The organism is Pantoea sp. SGAir0184, assembly GCF_043544755.1.
Window position 1 is genome coordinate 323,339 of sequence record NZ_CP028050.1, and the last position, 21,177, is coordinate 344,515.

General features: G+C 56.3%; 26 protein-coding genes. 24 read left to right on the forward strand and 2 right to left on the reverse strand.

The window, feature by feature from the left end; genetic code table 11:
- Positions 1–4 precede the first annotated feature (4 nt).
- From tauB to C1N60_RS01450, 4 genes are all read left to right on the forward strand, one after another.
- On the forward strand, positions 5–772 hold the full coding sequence (gene tauB / locus C1N60_RS01435; protein ID WP_394521306.1) for a taurine ABC transporter ATP-binding subunit: 768 nt from the start codon (positions 5–7) through the stop codon (positions 770–772).
- Positions 769–1,599 (forward strand): taurine ABC transporter permease TauC, encoded by an 831-nt coding sequence (gene tauC, locus C1N60_RS01440; protein ID WP_394521307.1) that lies wholly within the window; start codon positions 769–771, stop codon positions 1,597–1,599. The genes tauB and tauC overlap by 4 nt, the downstream gene beginning before the upstream one ends.
- Positions 1,596–2,435, forward strand: coding sequence for a taurine dioxygenase (tauD, locus tag C1N60_RS01445; protein WP_021507449.1), 840 nt, complete (start codon positions 1,596–1,598; stop codon positions 2,433–2,435). Before tauC ends, tauD begins: the two co-directional genes overlap by 4 nt.
- A 120-nt stretch (positions 2,436–2,555) precedes the next feature.
- Entirely contained in the window at positions 2,556–3,710 is a 1,155-nt protein-coding gene (locus C1N60_RS01450) for an IS481 family transposase (protein WP_238561055.1), read from the forward strand.
- Positions 3,711–3,936: 226 nt separating this feature from the next.
- Here the strand turns inward: C1N60_RS01450 and C1N60_RS01455 are convergent, their stop codons facing one another.
- Entirely contained in the window at positions 3,937–5,841 is a 1,905-nt protein-coding gene (locus C1N60_RS01455; RefSeq protein WP_021507450.1) for an ABC transporter ATP-binding protein, read from the reverse strand.
- Positions 5,842–5,955: 114 nt separating this feature from the next.
- Here C1N60_RS01455 and kefG point away from each other — a divergent pair, with 114 nt between their 5' ends.
- The 4 genes from kefG (at position 5,956) to slyD (ending at position 9,307) form a co-directional block, all read left to right on the forward strand.
- Positions 5,956–6,507 carry a glutathione-regulated potassium-efflux system ancillary protein KefG gene (gene kefG / locus C1N60_RS01460; RefSeq protein WP_021507451.1) on the forward strand — a complete coding sequence of 184 codons (552 nt, stop codon included), beginning with the start codon at positions 5,956–5,958 and terminating at the stop codon, positions 6,505–6,507.
- Entirely contained in the window at positions 6,507–8,309 is a 1,803-nt protein-coding gene (gene kefB, locus C1N60_RS01465) for a glutathione-regulated potassium-efflux system protein KefB (protein WP_394521308.1), read from the forward strand. The genes kefG and kefB overlap by 1 nt, the downstream gene beginning before the upstream one ends.
- Positions 8,310–8,353: 44 nt before the next feature.
- Positions 8,354–8,548, forward strand: coding sequence for a YheV family putative zinc ribbon protein (locus tag C1N60_RS01470; RefSeq protein WP_021507453.1), 195 nt, complete (start codon positions 8,354–8,356; stop codon positions 8,546–8,548).
- 195 nt (positions 8,549–8,743) lie between these two features.
- Positions 8,744–9,307 carry a peptidylprolyl isomerase gene (slyD, locus tag C1N60_RS01475; protein ID WP_021507454.1) on the forward strand — a complete coding sequence of 188 codons (564 nt, stop codon included), beginning with the start codon at positions 8,744–8,746 and terminating at the stop codon, positions 9,305–9,307.
- A gap of 55 nt (positions 9,308–9,362) precedes the next feature.
- Here slyD and C1N60_RS01480 read toward each other — a convergent pair whose 3' ends face one another.
- Positions 9,363–9,581, reverse strand: coding sequence for a SlyX family protein (locus tag C1N60_RS01480; RefSeq protein ID WP_010616434.1), 219 nt, complete (start codon positions 9,579–9,581; stop codon positions 9,363–9,365).
- Between the two features lie 280 nt (positions 9,582–9,861).
- Between C1N60_RS01480 and fkpA the strand changes: the two genes are divergently transcribed.
- The 16 genes from fkpA (at position 9,862) to rplB (ending at position 21,161) form a co-directional block, all read left to right on the forward strand.
- The gene (gene fkpA, locus C1N60_RS01485; protein WP_021507456.1) at positions 9,862–10,692 is read left to right on the forward strand and encodes an FKBP-type peptidyl-prolyl cis-trans isomerase; all 831 of its coding nucleotides are present in this window, start codon (positions 9,862–9,864) and stop codon (positions 10,690–10,692) included.
- A gap of 186 nt (positions 10,693–10,878) precedes the next feature.
- On the forward strand, positions 10,879–11,601 hold the full coding sequence (locus C1N60_RS01490; RefSeq protein WP_021507457.1) for a helix-turn-helix transcriptional regulator: 723 nt from the start codon (positions 10,879–10,881) through the stop codon (positions 11,599–11,601).
- On the forward strand, positions 11,601–11,987 hold the full coding sequence (gene tusD, locus C1N60_RS01495; RefSeq protein WP_021507458.1) for a sulfurtransferase complex subunit TusD: 387 nt from the start codon (positions 11,601–11,603) through the stop codon (positions 11,985–11,987). Before C1N60_RS01490 ends, tusD begins: the two co-directional genes overlap by 1 nt.
- Positions 11,987–12,346, forward strand: coding sequence for a sulfurtransferase complex subunit TusC (tusC, locus tag C1N60_RS01500; RefSeq protein ID WP_021507459.1), 360 nt, complete (start codon positions 11,987–11,989; stop codon positions 12,344–12,346). The genes tusD and tusC overlap by 1 nt, the downstream gene beginning before the upstream one ends.
- A gap of 9 nt (positions 12,347–12,355) precedes the next feature.
- Entirely contained in the window at positions 12,356–12,643 is a 288-nt protein-coding gene (gene tusB / locus C1N60_RS01505) for a sulfurtransferase complex subunit TusB (protein WP_150360735.1), read from the forward strand.
- Between the two features lie 124 nt (positions 12,644–12,767).
- Complete coding sequence (rpsL, locus tag C1N60_RS01510) at positions 12,768–13,142, forward strand: 30S ribosomal protein S12 (RefSeq protein ID WP_010616440.1); 375 nt, start codon at positions 12,768–12,770, stop codon at positions 13,140–13,142.
- A 96-nt stretch (positions 13,143–13,238) separates the two neighbouring features.
- The gene (gene rpsG, locus C1N60_RS01515; RefSeq protein ID WP_007886246.1) at positions 13,239–13,709 is read left to right on the forward strand and encodes a 30S ribosomal protein S7; all 471 of its coding nucleotides are present in this window, start codon (positions 13,239–13,241) and stop codon (positions 13,707–13,709) included.
- Between the two features lie 93 nt (positions 13,710–13,802).
- Positions 13,803–15,917, forward strand: a complete 2,115-nt coding sequence (fusA, locus tag C1N60_RS01520; protein WP_021507461.1) for an elongation factor G — start codon at positions 13,803–13,805, stop codon at positions 15,915–15,917.
- A gap of 69 nt (positions 15,918–15,986) precedes the next feature.
- On the forward strand, positions 15,987–17,171 hold the full coding sequence (gene tuf / locus C1N60_RS01525; protein WP_058770981.1) for an elongation factor Tu: 1,185 nt from the start codon (positions 15,987–15,989) through the stop codon (positions 17,169–17,171).
- A gap of 178 nt (positions 17,172–17,349) precedes the next feature.
- Complete coding sequence (gene bfd, locus C1N60_RS01530) at positions 17,350–17,544, forward strand: bacterioferritin-associated ferredoxin (protein ID WP_262256935.1); 195 nt, start codon at positions 17,350–17,352, stop codon at positions 17,542–17,544.
- Between the two features lie 103 nt (positions 17,545–17,647).
- On the forward strand, positions 17,648–18,130 hold the full coding sequence (gene bfr / locus C1N60_RS01535) for a bacterioferritin (RefSeq protein ID WP_021508213.1): 483 nt from the start codon (positions 17,648–17,650) through the stop codon (positions 18,128–18,130).
- A 306-nt stretch (positions 18,131–18,436) separates the two neighbouring features.
- Complete coding sequence (gene rpsJ, locus C1N60_RS01540; RefSeq protein ID WP_006120582.1) at positions 18,437–18,748, forward strand: 30S ribosomal protein S10; 312 nt, start codon at positions 18,437–18,439, stop codon at positions 18,746–18,748.
- A 32-nt stretch (positions 18,749–18,780) separates the two neighbouring features.
- The gene (gene rplC / locus C1N60_RS01545; RefSeq protein ID WP_021508214.1) at positions 18,781–19,407 is read left to right on the forward strand and encodes a 50S ribosomal protein L3; all 627 of its coding nucleotides are present in this window, start codon (positions 18,781–18,783) and stop codon (positions 19,405–19,407) included.
- Positions 19,408–19,417: 10 nt separating this feature from the next.
- A complete protein-coding gene (gene rplD / locus C1N60_RS01550; RefSeq protein ID WP_021508215.1) occupies positions 19,418–20,023 on the forward strand; it encodes a 50S ribosomal protein L4 in 606 nt (201 codons plus the stop codon).
- A complete protein-coding gene (rplW, locus tag C1N60_RS01555) occupies positions 20,020–20,322 on the forward strand; it encodes a 50S ribosomal protein L23 (RefSeq protein WP_010618574.1) in 303 nt (100 codons plus the stop codon). The genes rplD and rplW overlap by 4 nt, the downstream gene beginning before the upstream one ends.
- A gap of 17 nt (positions 20,323–20,339) precedes the next feature.
- Complete coding sequence (gene rplB / locus C1N60_RS01560) at positions 20,340–21,161, forward strand: 50S ribosomal protein L2 (protein ID WP_394521309.1); 822 nt, start codon at positions 20,340–20,342, stop codon at positions 21,159–21,161.
- Positions 21,162–21,177 lie beyond the last annotated feature (16 nt).

Sequence of the window (21,177 nt, forward strand, 5' to 3'; positions counted from 1 at the left end):
CCTTATGCTCAGCATCACCCATCTCAACGCACGTTACGCCGGGCAACCGGCGCTGCAGGATATCAATCTGCAGCTGGCCAGCCGCGAATTGCTGGTGGTGCTGGGGCCGTCCGGCTGTGGCAAAACCACGCTGCTGAACTTGATCGCCGGCTTTCTGCCGCTGGAGTCCGGCAGTATCACGCTGGATGGCAAGCCGGTACGCGGACCGGGCGCAGAGCGCGGCGTGGTCTTTCAGAACGAAGGGCTACTGCCGTGGCGTAACGTCATCGATAACGTGGCGTTCGGCCTGCAGCTGGCGGGCATGGCAAAAGCTGAACGGCACGATATCGCCCGCCGTCTGATCCGTAAGGTCGGGCTCGAGGGCGCAGAAAAGCGTTTTATCTGGCAGCTCTCTGGGGGTCAGCGTCAGCGCGTGGGGATTGCCCGTGCGCTGGCCGCTGATCCGCAGCTGCTGCTGTTAGATGAGCCGTTCGGTGCGCTGGATGCCTTCACGCGCGAGCAAATGCAGACGCTGCTGCTGACGTTGTGGCGCGATACCGGCAAGCAGATTCTGCTGATCACCCATGACATCGAAGAAGCCGTCTTTCTCGCCAGCGAACTGGTTCTGCTGTCGCCGGGTCCGGGTCGCGTAGTGGAACGCCTGAAGCTCGACTTTGGCCAGCGCTTCGCCGCAGGCGAGCCGTGCCGCAGCATCAAATCCGATCCGGCATTTATCGAACGACGTGAGTATGTCCTGAACCAGGTGTTCGCGCAGCGGGAGGCGTTTGTATGAGTGCCGTTATTGATGACAAGCGCCGGACGTCCCGCGTTCGTCGCCTGCGCTGGCCGTTTTCCCGCCAGCTGTCGCTGAGCCTGCTGAGCGTGGCCGTGCTGCTGCTGCTGTGGTGGGGCGTGACCGCGCTGGGGCTGATTGCGCCCTTGTTTCTGCCGCCGCCGCAGCAGGTGCTGCATAAGCTGCTGGTTATTGCCGGTCCGCAGGGCTTTATGGATGCCACGCTATGGCAGCACCTTGGTGCCAGCCTGACGCGCATGCTGGTGGCGCTGTTCTTTGCCGCGCTGATCGGCATTCCGGTGGGCATTGCCATGGGGCTTAGCCCGGCGGTGCGCGGGCTGCTCGATCCGCTGATTGAACTCTATCGACCGGTACCGCCGCTGGCCTATTTGCCGCTGATGGTGATTTGGTTTGGCATTGGCGAAACCTCAAAGATTTTACTGATTTATCTGGCAATTTTCGCGCCGGTGACTTTATCCACCCTGGCTGGCGTGAAGAATACGCAGCAGGTGCGGATCCGTGCCGCTCAGGCGCTGGGGGCGACGCGCTGGCAGCTGCTGCGTTTTGTCATTCTGCCCGGTGCGTTGCCGGAGATTCTCACCGGCCTGCGCATTGGTCTTGGCGTGGGCTGGTCCACGCTGGTGGCGGCCGAACTGATTGCCGCGACGCGCGGACTGGGCTTTATGGTGCAGTCGGCTGGGGAGTTTCTCGCCACCGATGTGGTGCTGGCGGGCATCGCGGTGATCGCCCTGATTGCCTTTAGTTTAGAACTGGGTTTACGTGCGCTACAGCGCCGACTGACGCCCTGGAATGGAGAACAGCAATGAACGAACGAGTGAATTTTACCGCGCTGGGTCCGTATATCGGGGCGCAGGTCAGCGATGTCGATCTCAGCCGTCCGCTGAGTGACGCGCAGTTTGAGCAGCTTTACCATGGTCTGTTGCGTCACCAGGTGCTGTTTCTGCGCGATCAGCGCATTACGCCGGAGCAGCAGCGCGCGCTGGCGATCCGCTTCGGCGATCTGCACATTCATCCGGTTTATCCGCATGCCGAGGGCGTGGAAGAGATTATCGTGCTGGATACGCATCAGGATAATCCGCCGGACAACGATAACTGGCATACCGACGTCACCTTTATTCAGACGCCGCCGGCGATCGCTATTCTGGCCTCAAAGCTGCTGCCGGAGAGCGGTGGCGATACGCTGTGGACCAGCGGAATTGCCGCTTACGAGGCGCTGTCAGAGCCGTTCAAACAGCTGCTGAGTGGCCTGCAGGCGGAGCACGACTTTAAGAAATCGTTCCAGGAGTATAAGTACCGTAAGACGGAAGAGGAGCATCAGCGCTGGCAGCAGGCCGTAGCGAAGCATCCGCCGGTGCAGCATCCGGTGATTCGCACCCATCCGGTGAGCGGACGCAAGGCGCTGTTTGTTAATGAAGGTTTTACCACCAGGCTGCTGGGCGTAAGCGAGAAGGAGAGCGAGGCGCTGCTGGGCTATCTGTTTGCGCACGCCACCAAGCCGGAGTTTCAGGTGCGCTGGCGCTGGCAGCCGAATGACGTGGCAATCTGGGATAACCGCGTGACGCAGCATTATGCCAACGCGGATTATTATCCGGCGCGGCGCGTGATGCATCGCGCGACGGTGTTAGGGGATGTGCCGGTGTGATTTCGGAGCGTTGATTGCCCTCACCCCAACCCTCTCCCGCCAGTGTACAGTCCGGGGACATCGTGAACACTTGTTCGGGGACATGGTAGACACTTACAACTAAGGCATAAGAACCCGTTTATGGAGTCGCTTATGCCCTGGGATGCGAGAGATACCATGTCATTACGTACTGAGTTTGTTCTGTTCGCCTCGCAAGACGGGGCGAACATCCGCGAGCTGTGCCGCCGCTACGGCATATCTCCCGCCACCGGCTACAAGTGGCTTCGCCGCTGGGAGGAGGAAGGACCGTCCGGCCTTCAGGACCGCTCCCGCGCGCCCCGTCACTCACCCAGCCGCTCATCTGACGACATCACTGACCTTCTGCGTATGGCGCACGAGCTTCATCAGCACTGGGGGGCCCGCAAGATTAAGCGCTGGCTCGAAGACCGCGGGCACGGCATGCCGGCCTTCAGCACCGTCCACAACCTGATGGCCCGCCACGGCCTGCTGCCGGGCGCAGCGCCGGGCGTCCCGGCCACCGGCCGGTTTGAGCATGCGGCCCCGAACCGGCTCTGGCAGATGGATTTTAAGGGCCACTTTCCCTTTGGCGGCGGCCGCTGCCACCCGCTTACCCTGCTGGACGACCACTCCCGGTTCTCGCTGTGCCTGGTGCACTGCGCTGACGAACGGCGTGAGACGGTACAGGAGCAGCTGGTCAGCGTCTTTGAGCGCTACGGCCTGCCGGACCGGATGACGATGGACAACGGCTCGCCGTGGGGCGACACCACCGGCACCTGGACGGCAGTGGAGCTGTGGCTGATGCGCCACGGCATCCGGGTGGGGCACTCGCGGCCGTATCATCCGCAGACGCAGGGCAAGCTGGAGCGCTTTCACCGCAGCCTGAAGGCGGAAGTGCTGCAGGGGAAGTGGTTCGCGGACAGCGGTGAGCTGCAGCGCGCCTTCGACCACTGGCGGACGGTCTACAATCTCGAGCGCCCGCATGAGGCGCTGGAGATGGCGGTGCCGGCGTCGCGCTATCAGCCCTCATCGCGGCAGTACAGCGTCCGCGTAGCGCCACCGGAATACGACGAGGGCGTGATGGTCAGGAAGGTGGATATCAGCGGGAAGCTGAGCGTAAAAGGACTCAGCCTGAAGGCGGGAAAGGCGTTCAGGGGAGAGCGTGTCGGGCTGAAGGAGACGGGGGAAGACGGTTATTACGAGGTGTGGTGGTACAGCACAAAAGTGGGGGTGATCGACCTGAAGAAAAAGTCGATCACCATGGGTAAAGGATGTTAAAAAGTGTTCACTATGTCCCCGAACACCTGTCTGCCATGTCCCCGGACTGTACACCAGCGGGAGAGGGGGCCGACCGTGCGTAGCAGGTAAGGCGGATTAAGGTTTGTTCCCTCTCCTGTGGGAGGAGGCTGTTCCATCGCGGGAGTAAGGTTTGTTCCCTCTCCCTATGGGAGAGGGTCAGGGTGAGGGCATCATCGCGCACCCTCTATGACATCATCGCGCACCTTTACCCCGCGAGCATCTGCTCCAGCTGCTCCTGCGCCTCCAGCCACGCCATTTCGACTTCTTCCAGCGCCGATTTGCTCTCCGCCTGGCGCTGCAGGGCGGCAGTTAAATCGGCCTTACGGTTTTGCTCGTAAATGGCGCTGTCGGCCAGCTGTGCTTCGGCTTCGCTGAGCTGCGTCTGCCATTTGGCCATCTGCTTCTCCAGCTTTTCGATCTCTTTGCGCAGCGGCTGCGTCTGCGCGCGCAGTTCGGCGTCGCGGCGCTTTTGATCTTTGCGGGACTGCGCGCTGTTGGCGTTGTCCTGCTTTGGCGCGGCATCCTGCTGCGTTTCCTGCTTCTGCAGGTCGCTCAGCCACTGCTGATAATCATCCAGATCGCCCTCGAACACATCCACTTTGCGGTCGTGCACCAGGTAAAGATCGTCGGTGGTCGAACGCAGAAGATGACGATCGTGCGACACCACCACCAGTGCGCCTTCAAAGTCGATCAGCGCTTCGGTCAGCGCCTGGCGCATATCCAAATCGAGGTGGTTGGTCGGTTCGTCGAGCAGCAGCAGATTCGGCCGCTGCCAGACGATCAGCGCCAGCACCAGCCGCGCTTTCTCGCCACCGGAAAAACGCTCAGTGGCTTCGCTGACTTTATCGCCCTGGAAACCAAAGCCGCCCAGGTAGTCACGCAGCTGCTGCTCCAGCGTTTTCGGGGCGATGCGCGCCAGATGCTGCAGCGGCGACTCATCGGCGCGCAGATACTCAAGCTGATGCTGCGCGAAGTAACCCAGCTTGATCCCTTTCGCCAGACCCACTTTGCCCGCAAGCGGCTCCAGCTCGCCCGCCAGCAGTTTGATCAGCGTGGATTTACCGGCGCCGTTACGCCCCAGCAGGCCGATGCGTGAACCCGGCACCAGGTTGAGTTTGATGGCATCCAGAATTACGCGCTCACCGTACCCCGCCGAAACCTGCTCCATTTTCAGGATCGGGTTAGGCAGGCTTTCTGGCGCGCGGAAGCTGAAGCTGAACGGGTTATCGACGTGCGCCGGGGCAATCAGCTCCATACGCTCCAGCATCTTGATGCGGCTCTGCGCCTGTTTGGCTTTGGTGGCCTGCGCGCGGAAGCGATCGATGTACTTTTGCAGGTGCGTGACTTTTTCCTGCTGGCTCTGGTACAGCGCCTGCTGCTGCGCCAGTTTGGCTACGCGCTGACGCTCGAACGAGCTGTAGTTGCCGGTGTATTCGAACATCGTCTGCTGTTCGATATGGATGATTTTGTCCACCACCGGGTCGAGGAAGTCGCGGTCGTGCGAGATCAGGATCAGCGTGCCGGTATAGCTCTTCAGCCAGCGCTCCAGCCAGATCACCGCGTCGAGATCGAGGTGGTTGGTCGGTTCATCGAGCAGCAGCAGGTCGGAACGGCATACCAGCGCCTGAGCAAGGTTGAGACGCATACGCCAGCCGCCGGAGAAATCGCTCACCGGCCGCATTAATTGTTCCTGGCTGAAGCCCAATCCGTGCAGCAGACTGGCGGCGCGTGCGTGTATGCTCCACGCCTGAATAGCGTCCAGCTTGCCGTGCAGCAGCGCAATGGCGTTGCCATCGTCGCGCGCATTGGCTGCCGCTAATTCGGATTCGAGCTGACGATATTCGCGGTCGCCGTCGATAACATATTCCAGCGCGGCTTTACTCAGCGCCGGGGTTTCCTGATTCACCCACGCCAGCGCCCAGTTGCCGGGAAAGGTGACGTTGCCGGCATCACTGCTGATTTCACCCTTCAGCAGTGACAGCAGCGTGGATTTACCGCAGCCGTTTTTACCCACCAGGCCGACTTTTTGCCCCGGGTTAATGGTGGCCGTTGCGTTATCCAGCAGCACATTAGTGCCGCGACGGATTTGTAATGCGGAAAAGACAATCATAAGCGCCGTATCGTCAGAATATGTTAATTTATCGGCAACATAATTCGATAATGTTTGTTGCGTCGAGCATGGTAGCGGAATTCCGCCGCGGTGACGACGCTTTGGAGGGGAACGATGTCGCAGCCGCCCAAAATATTGCTGCTTTACGCCCATCCGGAATCACAGGATTCGATTGCTAATCGGGTTTTGCTGCAGTCGGCTATGGAACTGGACCACGTCACGGTGCACGATTTATACGCCCACTATCCGGATTTCTTTATTGATATTCATTACGAGCAGCAACTGCTGCGCGACCATCAAATCGTGGTGTTTCAGCATCCACTTTATACCTATAGCTGTCCGGCACTGCTGAAAGAGTGGCTGGATCGCGTGCTGTCGCGCGGTTTTGCCAGCGGCCAGGACGGTAATGCGCTGGAAGGTAAATACTGGCGCAGCGTGGTGACCACCGGTGAGCCGGAGACGGCGTATCACCACAGCGGTCTCAATCGTTACCCGATGAGCGACATTATGCGACCGTTTGAGCTGACGGCGCAGATGTGTCGCATGCACTGGCTGACGCCGATGGTGATTTACTGGGCGCGTCGTCAGACACCCGAGGTGCTGCGCAATTTTGCGCGCGCCTATGGCGACTGGCTGGCGTCACCGCTGCCGAACGGAGGAGTGTGATGCAAGGCGAAACGTTACTCACCGCCGGCGTGATTTATCTGGTGGCGGCGGTGCTGGTGGTGCCGATTGCCGCCCGGCTCGGCATTGGTGCGGTGCTGGGCTATCTGCTGGCCGGTATCGCCATCGGTCCGTGGGGGCTGGGCTTCATCAGCGATGTGGACGAGATTCTGCACTTCTCGGAGCTTGGCGTGGTGTTCCTGATGTTTATCATCGGGCTGGAGCTGAACCCGGCCAAGCTGTGGGCGCTGCGGCGCTCTATTTTTGGCGTCGGTGCCGCGCAGGTGCTGGTTTCGGCAGCGATCCTCGGCGTGCTGCTGTGGCTGACCGACTTCAGCTGGCAGGCCGCGGTGATTGGCGGTATTGGCCTGGCGATGTCCTCGACCGCCATGGCGCTGCAGCTGATGCGCGACAAAGGCATGAACCGCAGCGAAGCGGGCCAGCTGGGCTTCTCGGTGCTGCTGTTCCAGGACCTGGCGGTGATTCCGGCGCTGGCGCTGGTGCCGCTGCTGGCCGGCAGCGACAGTGGCCATGTCGACTGGCTCAAGGTGGGCATGAAGGTGCTGGCATTCGCCGGTATGCTGGTGGGCGGACGCTATCTGCTGCGACCGATTTTCCGTTTCATCGCCGCGTCCGGCGTGCGGGAAGTGTTTACCGCCGCCTCGCTGCTGCTGGTACTCGGTTCGGCGCTGTTTATGGATGCGCTGGGCCTGTCGATGGCGCTGGGGACGTTCATCGCCGGTATTCTGCTGGCAGAGAGTGAGTATCGCCACGAACTGGAAGTCGCCATTGAACCGTTTAAAGGGCTGCTGCTCGGGCTGTTCTTTATTTCGGTGGGCATGGCGCTCAACCTCGGCGTGCTTTATACCCACATCCTCGAAATTCTGATCGGCGTGGTGCTGCTGGTGGCGGTGAAAACGCTGGTGCTCTATGTGCTGGCGCGCATTTATGGTCTGCGCAGTTCGGAGCGTCTGCAGTTTGCCGGCGTGCTGAGTCAGGGCGGTGAATTCGCCTTCGTGCTGTTTTCGGCGGCGTCGTCGGCAAAACTGTTCAGTGGCGATCAGCTGCCGCTGCTGCTGGTCACGGTGACGCTGTCGATGATGACCACGCCGCTGCTGATGCAGGGCGTGGATAAGATTCTGGCGCGCCGCTTCAACGAACCGGAAGAGGACGGCGAAAAGCCGTTTGTCGAGGACGATCAGCCCCAGGTGATTGTGGTGGGCTTTGGCCGTTTTGGTCAGGTGGTCGGGCGTTTGCTGATGGCCAACAACAAGCGCATCACCGTGCTGGAGCGCGATATCTCGGCGGTCAGCCTGATGCGCAAATATGGCTACAAGGTTTACTATGGCGATGCCACTGAGCTCGAGCTGCTGCGTGCCGCCGGAGCGGAGAATGCGCAGTCGATTGTCATCACCTGTAACGATCCGGAAGATTCGATGACCATCGTGCACTTGTGCCAGCAGCACTTCCCGCAGCTGGAGATCCTGGCGCGGGCGCGCGGTCGTGTCGAGGCGCATGAGCTGCTGCAGGCGGGCGTCACGCTGTTTTCGCGTGAAACCTTCTCCAGTGCGCTGGAGTTAGGCCGCAAAGCGCTGACATCGCTGGGCATGCATCCGCATCAGGCGCAGCGCGCGCAGCAGCACTTCCGCCGGCTGGATATGCGCATGCTGCGTGAACTGGTGCCGAGCCACGACGACAGCGTGCAGGTTTCACGCGTGCGTGAGGCGCGACGCGAGCTGGAGGACATTTTCCAGCGTGAAATGCAGCATGAAAAACGGCAGTTTGACGGCTGGGATGATGAGTAAGGCTACACTTAACGTATCCGTTCTGATGACGGGCAGGAAAGACTATGCGTAAACGTTTTATTGCCGGTGCGGTCTGTCCGCACTGTCAGGAGAAAGACACGCTGGCGATGTGGCGTGAAAACAATGTCGATGTGGTGGAGTGCGTGAAGTGCGGCCACCAGATGCGTGAGGCGGACAAGCAGGCGCGCGATCAGGTTCGCAGCACTGAGCAAGTGATTGGCATTTTTCATCCGGAGTAGCGCGATGGCGCAGCTTTTTTTAAGCTTAGCCTTACAGCGGTATTGAATTCCGCTACAATCGGCGCCATTAACGCTGAGCAGTATGGTCCAACAGCACTGTTGGCATCCTCAGTACTGAACCTTTCTGGTTGGTTATTGCACGCGAGAATAGACCAATGAGACGGGATTCTTTGTTCTCAACGGTTAGGAGATATCATGAAAGTAGCAAAAGACCTGGTGGTGAGCCTGGCGTATCAGGTTCGTACCGAAGACGGTGTGTTGGTTGACGAGTCACCGGTGAGTGCGCCGTTGGATTATCTGCACGGTCATGGTTCCCTGATTTCTGGTCTGGAAAAAGCGCTGGAAAATCACGCGGTCGGCGACAAGTTTGACGTGCATATCCCGGCAAACGACGCGTACGGCCAGTACGATGACAACCTGGTGCAGCGTGTACCGAAAGACGTGTTCATGGGCGTTGACGAGCTGCAGGTTGGCATGCGCTTCCTGGCAGAAACCGACCAGGGCCCGGTGCCGGTCGAGATCACCGAAGTGGAAGATGAGCACGTGGTGGTTGACGGTAACCACATGCTGGCGGGTCAGAACCTGAACTTCAATGTGGAAGTGGTTGCTATCCGTGAAGCCACGGAAGAAGAGATCGCTCACGGCCACGTTCATGGCGCTGACGGCCATCATCACGATCATGACCACGACCATGGTCACGATCATGAGCACGGTCACGGCGGCTGCGGCGGCCACGGTGGTTGCGGCTGCAACCACTAAGCGTAAAAAGGCCACCTGCGGGTGGCCTTTTTATTGGGCAGCAAAGCGCGCGATATTAATAGTGCGGCGGCGGGGTCTCTTCCGCTTGCGAAGCGACCATGGATGGGGCGGCGGCCTTCACTTTATCCACCAGCAGACGCACCTGCTCACGCAGTTTACTCATTTCCAGCTCGTGCTGAACCACCGTCTGATTGAGCTGCTCAATGGTATGTTCCTGGAAAGCCAGCTTGCTCTCCAGCGCCTCAAGGCGTTGATCCCATTCTGGTTGTTGCATCATCACTCCTCCTGTCGCGGTGCTGCGCGTTGATCTTGTCGGGCGTGATTCTACGGTCTTTCGTGTCAGAATCACCTGATATTTCACCTTCGGCCTGGCGTATGCATTGAATTCCCGCGTTGCGCCTATATCTCTGATGAAACTTCCTGAAGCAAAAAAGGTCGGAGGTTGACCGGGTAATTACACTGTGGGAGTGTTCGCCACTGCCACGTAAAGTTATAGTGTGGGCCACTGTCCGCAATGATTCCCGAGGTTTTGAAGCTTCGGTTTTGGAGAAAGGATGAAATCACTGTTTAAAGTCACATTGTTAGCTACCACCATGGCCGTCGCGCTGAATGCACCGCTGGCAATGGCAGCAGAAACCACTGCGGCACCGGCTGACGCAGCGCAGGCTGCGCCACAGGCGCCGAAAAATGCTGCCTTCAAAAACGAAGACCAGCAGTCAGCCTATGCGCTGGGCGCCTCCCTGGGTCGCTACATGGACAACTCTCTGAAGGAGCAGGAGAAACTGGGTATCAAACTGGACAAAGACCAGCTGATTGCCGGTGTTCAGGATGCGTTTGGCGGCAAGAGCAAGCTGTCTGACGAAGAGATTGAGCAGACGCTGCAGGCGTTTGAAGGCCGCGTGAAAGGGGCCGCTCAGGCGAAGATGGAAAAAGACGCGAAAGAGAATGCCGACAAAGGCACCGCTTACGCGGACAAGTTCGCCAAAGAGAAGGGCGTGAAGAAAACCGAATCTGGCCTGCTGTATCAGGTAGAGAAAGAGGGCAGCGGTGAAACCCCGAAAGACAGCGATACCGTGGTGGTTAACTACAAAGGTACGCTGATTGACGGCACCGAGTTCGACAACTCTTACACGCGCGGCGAGCCGCTGTCGTTCCGTCTGGACGGCGTAATCCCGGGCTGGACCGAAGGTCTGAAGCACGTGAAGAAAGGCGGTAAGATCAAGCTGGTGATCCCACCGAACCTGGCTTACGGCAAAAACGGCGTACCGGGTATTCCGGCCAACTCAACGCTGGTGTTCGATGTTGAGCTGCTCGACATCAAGCCGGCGCCGAAAGCCGATGAGAAAGCGCAGGCTCCGGCCGCTGCTGACAAGAAAGCGCAGTAAGCTGACTTGCACCGCCGCCTTCGGGCGGCGGTTTTGTTTTCGCTCATCCTGAATTTGCGGCGCGATGAGTAAAGCTCTGGCTAAAAACGGCGACATTTGCCAGACTAGCGCCTGCACAATGATCATAAGATGAGTCTGCCCCAATGCTGTCGAGACAGGCTCCAGCCATTTAGGGTAATGTCTTCGATGTCTAATCCATTCAATCCCGGCGAACTGACTGACTTCGATTTACTGGAGCAGCGTCCGTTCGAACAAGCAGACTACGATATTCTTAAATCCTACGAAGCGGTGGTCGACGGTCTGGCGATGCTGATTGGCTCGCACTGCGAAATCGTGCTGCACTCTCTGGAAGATCTTAAATGCTCCGCCGTGCGTATCGCCAACGGCGAACATACCGGCCGCAAAGTGGGTTCCCCGATTACCGATCTGGCGCTGCGCATGCTGCATGATATGCACGGCGCGGAGAGCAATGTGTCCCGCGCCTACTTCACGCGGGCCAAAAGTGGCGTGCTGATGAAGTCGGTAACCATTGCGATTCGTAACCGGCAGCAGCGGGTGATTGGCCTGCTGTGCATCAATATGAACCTGGACGTACCGTTTTCGCAGATTATGTCGACTTTCATGCCGCCGGAAACGCAGCAGGTGGATTCCAACGTCAACTTTGCCAGCTCGGTAGAGGATCTGGTCACCCAGACGCTGGAGTTCACTATTGAAGAAGTGAGCGCCGATCGCAACGTGTCGAATAACGCCAAGAATCGCCAGATCGTCCTCAATCTGTACGAGAAGGGCATTTTCGATATTAAGGACGCCATTAACCAGGTGGCCGATCGCCTCAATATTTCTAAGCACACCGTGTATCTGTATATTCGCCAGTTTAAGAGTGGCGATCTGCAGGGGCAGGATCGCTAATGCGCTACACGCTGCTGGTGACCGGGCCGGCTTACGGCACACAGCACGCCAGTAGCGCGCTGCTGTTTGCCCGTGCGCTGCTGGCGCAGGGACATCAGCTGGAAAGCGTGTTCTTTTACCGCGAAGGCGTGCTGAATGCTAACCAGCTCAGCGCGCCGGCCAGCGATGAAGTGGACATGGTGCGCGCCTGGCAGCAGCTGCGCGACGACAGTGGCGCGGCACTGAATATCTGTGTGGCAGCCGCGTTGCGGCGCGGCGTGACCGATGCGCAGGAGGCAGCGCGCCTGCAGCTGGCGGGCAGCAATCTGCAGCCCGGATTTACCCTTAGCGGCCTGGGCGCACTGGCGGAAGCCGCCCTGAGCTGCGATCGCCTGGTGCAGTTCTGATGAACCGCGTGGCGTTTCTGTTTACGCAGGCTCCGCACGGCAGCAGTGCTGGCCGGGAAGGGCTGGATGCCGTGCTGGCGACCGGCGCGCTGAGTGAGGATATCGGCCTGTTCTTTATTGGCGACGGCGTGCTGCAGCTCAACCGCGATCAGCAGCCGGCGCAGATTCTGGCGCGTGACTATATTGCGACCTTTGGCGTGCTGGCGCTATACGACATCGATCGCTGCTATATCTGTCAGGCGTCACTGCTGGCACGTGGCCAGAGCCTCACGGCAGCGCGCGTGCTGGATGCGCAGCTGCTGGAACCTGCCGCGCTGCGCCAGACGCTGGCAACTTATGACCGTATCCTCCGTTTCTGAGAACTGACCATGCTCTACACCCTGCTGCACTCTCCCTGGCAATGCGATTTCGATAGCCTGCTGCTGCTGTTACAGGAGGGCGATGACGTGCTGCTGTTACAGGATGGTGTGACGGCCGCGCTGGCAGGCAGTGAGAAGCTGCAGCAGCTGCTGGCGTCGCCCGCCACGCTGTGGGTATTAGAAGAAGACGTGATGGCGCGCGGGCTGGCTGCGCAAATTTCGACCAACGTGTCGCGTCTGAACTATACTGGTTTCGTTACGCTGACGACGAAGCATCCACAACAAGTGGCCTGGTGAAGGGTAAAACCTGGTTATTTCTTGACACCCTATGGGCACAGCCCTAAAATTCTGCCTCCTCGTAGTAATACGAGGCGATTTATTACGTGTTTACGAAGCAAAAGCTAAATCCAGGAGCTATTTAATGGCAACAGTTAACCAGCTGGTTCGCAAACCACGCGTTCGTCAGGTTGCTAAAAGCAACGTGCCGGCGCTGGAAGCTTGCCCGCAAAAACGTGGTGTTTGTACTCGTGTTTACACCACTACCCCGAAAAAACCAAACTCCGCACTGCGTAAAGTCTGCCGTGTGCGTTTGACTAACGGTTTTGAAGTCACCTCCTACATCGGCGGTGAAGGTCATAACCTGCAGGAGCACTCCGTGATCCTGATCCGTGGCGGTCGTGTAAAAGACCTGCCAGGTGTGCGTTACCACACCGTTCGTGGCGCGCTGGACTGCTCAGGTGTTAAAGACCGTAAGCAGGCTCGCTCCAAGTACGGCGTGAAGAAGCCAAAGGCTTAATGGTTCTCCGTTAAGTAAGGCCAAACGTTTTAACTTTAATGTCAAAATAAACTCGTAGAGTTTTGGACAATCCTGAATTAACAACGGAGTATTTCCATGCCACGTCGTCGCGTCATTGGTCAGCGTAAAATTCTGCCGGATCCTAAGTTCGGATCAGAGCTGCTGGCTAAATTTGTAAATATCCTGATGGTAGATGGTAAAAAATCTACTGCTGAATCAATCGTCTATACCGCACTTGATACCCTGGCTCAACGTGCTGGTAAAGATGGTCTGGAAGCTTTCGAAGTTGCACTCGAAAACGTACGTCCGACTGTCGAAGTTAAGTCACGTCGCGTTGGTGGTTCAACCTACCAGGTTCCAGTTGAAGTCCGTCCGGTTCGTCGTAATGCCCTGGCAATGCGTTGGATCGTAGAAGCTGCTCGTAAACGCGGTGATAAATCGATGGCTCTCCGCCTGGCGAACGAACTTTCTGACGCTGCAGAAAACAAAGGTACTGCAGTGAAGAAACGTGAAGACGTTCACCGTATGGCTGAAGCCAACAAGGCGTTCGCACACTACCGCTGGTAATCGCCACGTAGTTGTTGTTAAACCAGCGGGCGCTCATTCAGCCAACCCGCTGGGGTCGACTTACATTGAACGTCCGAGAATCAGAGGAATCAAATGGCTCGTACAACACCCATTGCGCGCTACCGTAACATCGGTATCAGCGCACACATTGACGCCGGTAAAACCACTACCACCGAGCGTATCCTGTTCTACACCGGTGTTAACCACAAAATCGGTGAAGTGCACGATGGCGCTGCAACCATGGACTGGATGGCGCAGGAGCAGGAGCGTGGTATTACCATCACCTCTGCAGCGACCACTGCGTTCTGGTCAGGTATGGCGAAGCAGTTTGAGCCGCACCGCATCAACATCATCGACACCCCGGGACACGTTGACTTCACCATCGAAGTAGAACGTTCTATGCGTGTGCTCGACGGCGCAGTAATGGTTTACTGTGCAGTAGGTGGCGTGCAGCCGCAGTCTGAAACCGTATGGCGTCAGGCAAACAAATATAAAGTTCCACGTATCGCGTTCGTTAACAAAATGGACCGTATGGGTGCGAACTTCCTGAAAGTTGTTGGTCAGATCGAATCACGTCTGGGCGCAACTCCGGTTCCACTGCAGCTGGCTATCGGCGCAGAAGAGAACTTCACCGGTGTTGTTGACCTGATCAAAATGAAAGAGATCAACTGGAACGACGCCGATCAGGGTACTACCTTCGTTTACGAAGATATCCGTGCTGAGTTGCAGGAACTGGCTGAAGAGTGGCGTGGCAAGCTGATTGAAGCAGCTGCTGAAGCTTCTGAAGAGCTGATGGAGAAATTCTTTAGCGGTGAAGAACTGTCTGAAGAAGAGATCAAATCTGCTCTGCGTAAGCGCGTACTGAACAACGAGATCATCCTCGTGACCTGTGGTTCTGCATTTAAGAACAAAGGTGTTCAGGCGATGCTGGATGCGGTGGTTGAATATCTGCCAGCACCAACTGACGTTCCGGCGATCAACGGTATCCTGGACGACGGTAAAGATACCCCGGCTGAGCGTCACGCAACTGACGACGAGCCGTTCTCTGCGCTGGCGTTCAAAATTGCCAACGACCCGTTCGTAGGTAACCTGACCTTCTTCCGCGTTTACTCAGGTGTGGTTAACTCGGGCGATACCGTACTGAACTCCGTGAAATCTGCACGTGAGCGTTTCGGTCGTATCGTTCAGATGCACGCCAACAAACGTGAAGAGATCAGCGAAGTTCGCGCAGGCGACATCGCTGCAGCAATCGGTCTGAAAGACGTGATCACCGGTGATACCCTGTGTGATCCATCTAACCCGATCATTCTGGAGCGTATGGAATTCCCTGAGCCGGTAATTTCTATCGCCGTTGAGCCGAAAACCAAAGCTGACCAGGAAAAAATGGGTCTGGCTCTGGGTCGTCTGGCGAAAGAAGACCCGTCATTCCGCGTATGGACTGACGAAGAGTCTAACCAGACCATCATCGCTGGTATGGGTGAGCTGCACCTCGACATCATCGTTGACCGCATGAAGCGTGAATTCAACGTTGAAGCGAACGTCGGTAAACCTCAGGTTGCTTACCGCGAAGCGATTCGCTCTAAAGTTACCGATATCGAAGGTAAACACGCCAAGCAGTCTGGTGGTCGTGGTCAGTACGGTCATGTTGTTATCGACATGTACCCACTGGAGCCGGGTTCGAATCCGAAAGGCTACGAATTTGTCAACGATATCAAAGGTGGTGTGATTCCTGGTGAATACATCCCTGCGGTTGATAAAGGTATCCAGGAGCAGCTGAAGTCTGGTCCACTGGCCGGTTACCCGGTAGTTGATCTGGGCGTGCGCCTGCACTTCGGTTCTTACCATGACGTTGACTCCTCTGAGCTGGCGTTTAAACTGGCCGCTTCTATCGCCTTCAAAGATGGCTTTAAGAAAGCACAGCCGGTTCTGCTTGAGCCAATCATGAAGGTTGAAGTAGAAACCCCAGAAGAGAACACCGGTGACGTTATCGGTGACCTGAGCCGCCGTCGTGGTATGCTGAAAGGTCAGGAATCTAACGCGACTGGCGTTCAGATTCACGCTGAAGTTCCGCTGTCTGAAATGTTCGGATACGCGACTCAGTTGCGTTCTCTGACCAAAGGCCGTGCTTCTTACTCCATGGAGTTCCTGAAGTACGATGATGCGCCGAACAACGTCGCTCAGGCCGTTATTGAAGCTCGTAGCAAATAAGGCTACGGTTTAAAAATTGTGAACTGATGCCTTCATCATTGATGAAGGCATAACGTAAGGATTATCGCCATGGCGAAAGAGCAATTTCAACGTAACAAACTGCACGTAAACGTGGGCACCATCGGTCACGTTGACCACGGTAAAACCACCCTGACTGCAGCCATCACCACCGTTCTGGCTAAAACCTACGGCGGTCAGGCGCGTGCATTCGATCAGATCGATAACGCGCCAGAAGAGAAGGCTCGTGGTATCACCATCAACACCTCTCACGTTGAATATGAAACCCCGACCCGTCACTACGCACACGTTGACTGCCCAGGCCACGCCGACTATGTGAAAAACATGATCACCGGTGCTGCGCAGATGGACGGCGCGATCCTGGTTGTTGCTGCGACTGATGGCCCAATGCCTCAGACCCGTGAGCACATCCTGCTGGGCCGTCAGGTTGGCGTTCCTTACATCATCGTGTTCCTGAACAAGTGTGACATGGTTGATGACGAAGAGCTGCTGGAACTGGTTGAGATGGAAGTTCGCGATCTGCTGTCTCAGTACGACTTCCCAGGCGACGATACCCCAATCGTACGCGGTTCTGCGCTGAAAGCGCTGGAAGGCGACGCTGAGTGGGAAGCGAAAGTCGTTGAGCTGGCTGGTCACCTGGATACTTACATTCCAGATCCAGTACGTGCTATCGATCTGCCGTTCCTGCTGCCAATCGAAGACGTATTCTCAATCTCTGGCCGTGGTACCGTTGTTACCGGTCGTGTTGAGCGCGGCATCGTGAAAGTGGGCGACGAAGTAGAAATCGTTGGTATCAAAGCGACTGCCAAGTCTACCTGTACCGGTGTTGAAATGTTCCGCAAACTGCTGGACCAGGGTCAGGCAGGCGAGAACTGTGGTGTTCTGCTGCGCGGTATCAAGCGTGAAGAGATCCAGCGTGGTCAGGTTCTGGCTAAGCCAGGCACCATCAAGCCACACACCAAGTTCGTATCAGAAGTGTACGTACTGTCTAAAGACGAAGGCGGCCGTCATACTCCGTTCTTCAAAGGCTACCGTCCACAGTTCTACTTCCGTACTACTGATGTGACCGGCAACATCGAACTGCCAGAAGGCGTTGAGATGGTAATGCCAGGCGACAACATCAAAATGACCGTTGAGCTGATCCACCCAATCGCGATGGACCAGGGTCTGCGTTTCGCAATCCGCGAAGGCGGCCGTACCGTTGGCGCGGGCGTTGTTGCTGAAGTTCTCGCTTAATTGCGTTAATAACGGTGGTAACTCCGGTTGCCACCGCAGCATGAAAAAGAGCACTTCGGTGCTCTTTTTTTTTTGCTTTGCATTGACCGGCACGCCTAATCCCACACAAAAGCTACGTTGAAATAAAAACCATTCTCATTTACACTTTGATCGGAAATTGTACTGGAGTGGGCTGTAAATGTACGTCTGTCTGTGTAATGCCGTAAGCGACCGAACCCTGCGTGAAGTTGTCCGCCGTTATCAACCCAAATCGATTCAGCAACTGCGCCAGCTGGTGCCTGTCGGCAAGCAATGCGGCAAGTGTATTCGCGTGGCGCGCGATATTATGGATGATGAAATGCAAAACGTGCCTCTTTACAAAGAGATAGCGTAACTACGCATCCGCTTCGCCTGAATAACCCCAAAAACTGTCGCGTTTTTTTGACTTCTTTTTATCCGCATCTACGCTCTATTTATCTGCAAGCGGAGGAAGCACAATGAAGGGCGACGGCAAAATCATTACTCACCTCAATAAATTGCTGGGAAATGAACTGGTTGCAATCAACCAGTACTTTCTACATGCGCGCATGTTCAAAAACTGGGGCTTAATCCGCCTCAACGATGTTGAATACCATGAATCCATTGATGAAATGAAACATGCGGACAAGTACATCGAACGCATTTTGTTTCTCGAAGGCATTCCTAATCTGCAGGATCTCGGCCGGCTGCGCATTGGTGAAGACGTACCGGAAATGCTGCAGTCGGACCTGACGCTCGAACTGGAAGGGGCGAAAGACTTACGCGAAGCGATTGCGTACGCCGATAAAGTTCATGATTACGTCAGCCGCGACATGATGATCGAGATTCTGGCGGATGAAGAGCACCATATCGACTGGCTGGAAACTGAGCTCGACCTGATTCAGAAACTGGGTCTGCAAAACTATCTGCAGGCCCAGCTGAAAGAAGAGGGCGATAAGTAGCGTTTGCCGTGCCGTTCCACCTGTTGATTGCAGCCCGCCCCGTGCGGGCTTTTTTACCGGAGCGTGCTTTTGCGGTTAAAAACGCAGCATGGGTTGCTTCCTGAACAGATTTGCGTATAATGCGCGGGCCTGCCGATATTGGTGTGGCGCGATTCGAGCAGAATCGCAGGCGATAGCGATTAGTGTATCGCCTGACAATACTCCCGATTGGGGAGTTATATGCTGAACGATTACACTCCCCCATCAATCGTAATGGGTGCGGGTAGTAATTTTTTTCGTTTATAAAATGTTTGGAGCCTTGGTCTCATGTCGAACCAAAGAATCCGTATCCGTCTTAAAGCGTTTGATCATCGCCTGATCGATCAATCAACCGCGGAAATCGTCGAGACTGCCAAGCGCACTGGTGCGCAGGTACGTGGTCCGATCCCGCTGCCGACTCGCAAAGAGCGCTTCACCGTTCTGATCTCTCCGCACGTTAACAAAGATGCGCGTGATCAGTACGAAATCCGCACTCACAAGCGTCTGGTAGACATCGTTGAGCCAACTGAAAAAACCGTTGATGCTCTGATGCGTCTGGATCTGGCTGCCGGTGTTGACGTGCAGATCAGCCTGGGTTAATCAGGTCATCGAGCGATTGAGAGGTTGATACAATGATTGGTTTAGTCGGTAAAAAAGTGGGCATGACGCGCATCTTCACTGAAGAAGGCGTTTCAATCCCAGTAACCGTAATCGAAGTTGAAGCAAACCGCGTTACCCAGGTCAAAGGTCTGGAAAACGATGGTTACCAGGCGATCCAGGTTACCACCGGTGCGAAAAAAGCAAACCGTGTTGGTAAGCCGGAAGCAGGTCATTTTGCTAAAGCTGGCGTTGAAGCTGGCCGTGGTCTGTGGGAATTCCGCACCGAAGGTGAAGAATACTCTGTTGGCCAGAGCATCAGTGTTGAAATTTTCGCTGACGTTAAAAAAGTAGACGTTACCGGTACCTCTAAAGGTAAAGGTTTCGCAGGTACCGTTAAGCGCTGGAACTTCCGTACCCAGGACGCTACACACGGTAACTCCTTGTCTCACCGCGTTCCGGGTTCTATCGGTCAGAACCAGACTCCGGGCAAAGTGTTCAAAGGCAAGAAAATGGCTGGTCAGCTGGGTAATGAGCGCGTAACCGTTCAGAGCCTGGAAGTAGTACGTGTTGACGCTGAGCGCAACCTGCTGCTGGTCAAAGGTGCTGTCCCGGGTGCAACCGGCAGCGACCTGATTGTTAAACCAGCTGTGAAGGCGTAAGGGGATAGCAATGGAATTAGTACTGAAAGACGCGCAGAGCGCGCTGACTGTTTCCGAAACTACCTTCGGTCGTGATTTCAACGAAGCGCTGGTTCACCAGGTTGTTGTTGCTTACGCTGCAGGTGCTCGTCAGGGTACTCGCGCGCAGAAAACTCGTGCTGAAGTAACTGGTTCAGGCAAAAAGCCATGGCGTCAGAAAGGCACCGGCCGTGCGCGTTCAGGTTCTATCAAGAGCCCGATCTGGCGTTCAGGTGGCGTGACCTTCGCTGCGCGTCCACAGGACCACAGTCAAAAAGTTAACAAAAAGATGTACCGCGGCGCGCTGAAAAGCATCCTGTCCGAGCTGGTACGTCAGGACCGTCTGATCGTTGTCGAGTCGTTCTCTGTTGAAGCGCCTAAAACTAAGCTGCTGGTACAGAAACTGAAAGACATGGCGCTGGAAGACGTGCTGATCATCACCGGTGAACTGGATGAGAATCTGTTCCTGGCTGCGCGTAACCTGTACAAGGTTGACGTGCGTGATGCAGCGGGTATCGACCCAGTTAGCCTGATCGCCTTCGACAAAGTCGTTATGACTGCAGAAGCAGTTAAGCAAGTTGAGGAGATGCTGGCATGATCCGTGAAGAACGTCTGCTGAAAGTACTGCGCGCGCCGCACGTATCTGAAAAAGCATCAACCGCGATGGAAAAAACCAATACCATCGTTCTCAAAGTTGCCAAAGACGCGACCAAAGCAGAGATCGTTGCTGCTGTTGAGAAACTGTTCGAAGTAGAAGTGAAAGACGTAAACACCCTGGTTGTTAAGGGTAAAGTTAAGCGTCACGGACAGCGTATCGGTCGTCGTAGCGACTGGAAAAAAGCTTACGTCACCCTGAAAGAAGGCCAGAACCTGGACTTCGTCGGCGGCGCTGAGTAAGTCGGAGGAGAAAGACAATGGCAGTTGTTAAATGTAAACCGACATCTCCGGGTCGTCGTCACGTTGTTAAAGTGGTGAACCCTGAGCTGCACAAAGGCAAGCCTTTTGCCGCGCTGGTTGAAAAAAACAGCAAATCCGGTGGTCGTAACAACAATGGTCGTATCACTACCCGTCATATCGGTGGTGGTCACAAGCAGGCTTACCGTATTGTTGACTTCAAACGCAACAAAGATGGTATCCCGGCAGTTGTTGAGCGTCTTGAGTACGATCCGAACCGTTCTGCGAACATCGCACTGGTTCTGTACAAAGATGGCGAGCGCCGTTACATCCTGGCCCCTAAAGGCCTGAAAGCTGGCGACCAGATTCAGTCTGGCGTTGATGCTGCGATCAAAGCAGGTAACACCCTGCCGATGCGTAACATCCCGGTTGGTTCAACCGTGCACAACGTAGAAATGAAACCAGGTAAAGGCGGTCAGATTGCCCGTTCTGCTGGTGCTTACGTGCAGATCGTTGCGCGTGAAGGTTCCTACGTTACCCTGCGTCTGCGTTCAGGCGAAATGCGTAAAGTCGAAGCTGAATGCCGCGCAACCCTGGGCGAAGTCGGTAACGCTGAGCACATGCTGCGCGTTCTGGGTAAAGCCGGTGCAACCCGTTGGCGTGGTGTTCGTCCTACCGTTCGCGGTACTGCGATGAACCCAGTCGATCACCCGCACGGTGGTGGTGAAGGTCGTAACTTTGGTAAGCACCCGGTAACTCCGTGGGGCGTTCAGACCAAAGGTAAGAAGACCCGTAGCAACAAGCGTACTGATAAATTTATCGTACGTCGCCGTAGCAAATAATTTTAGAGGATAAGCC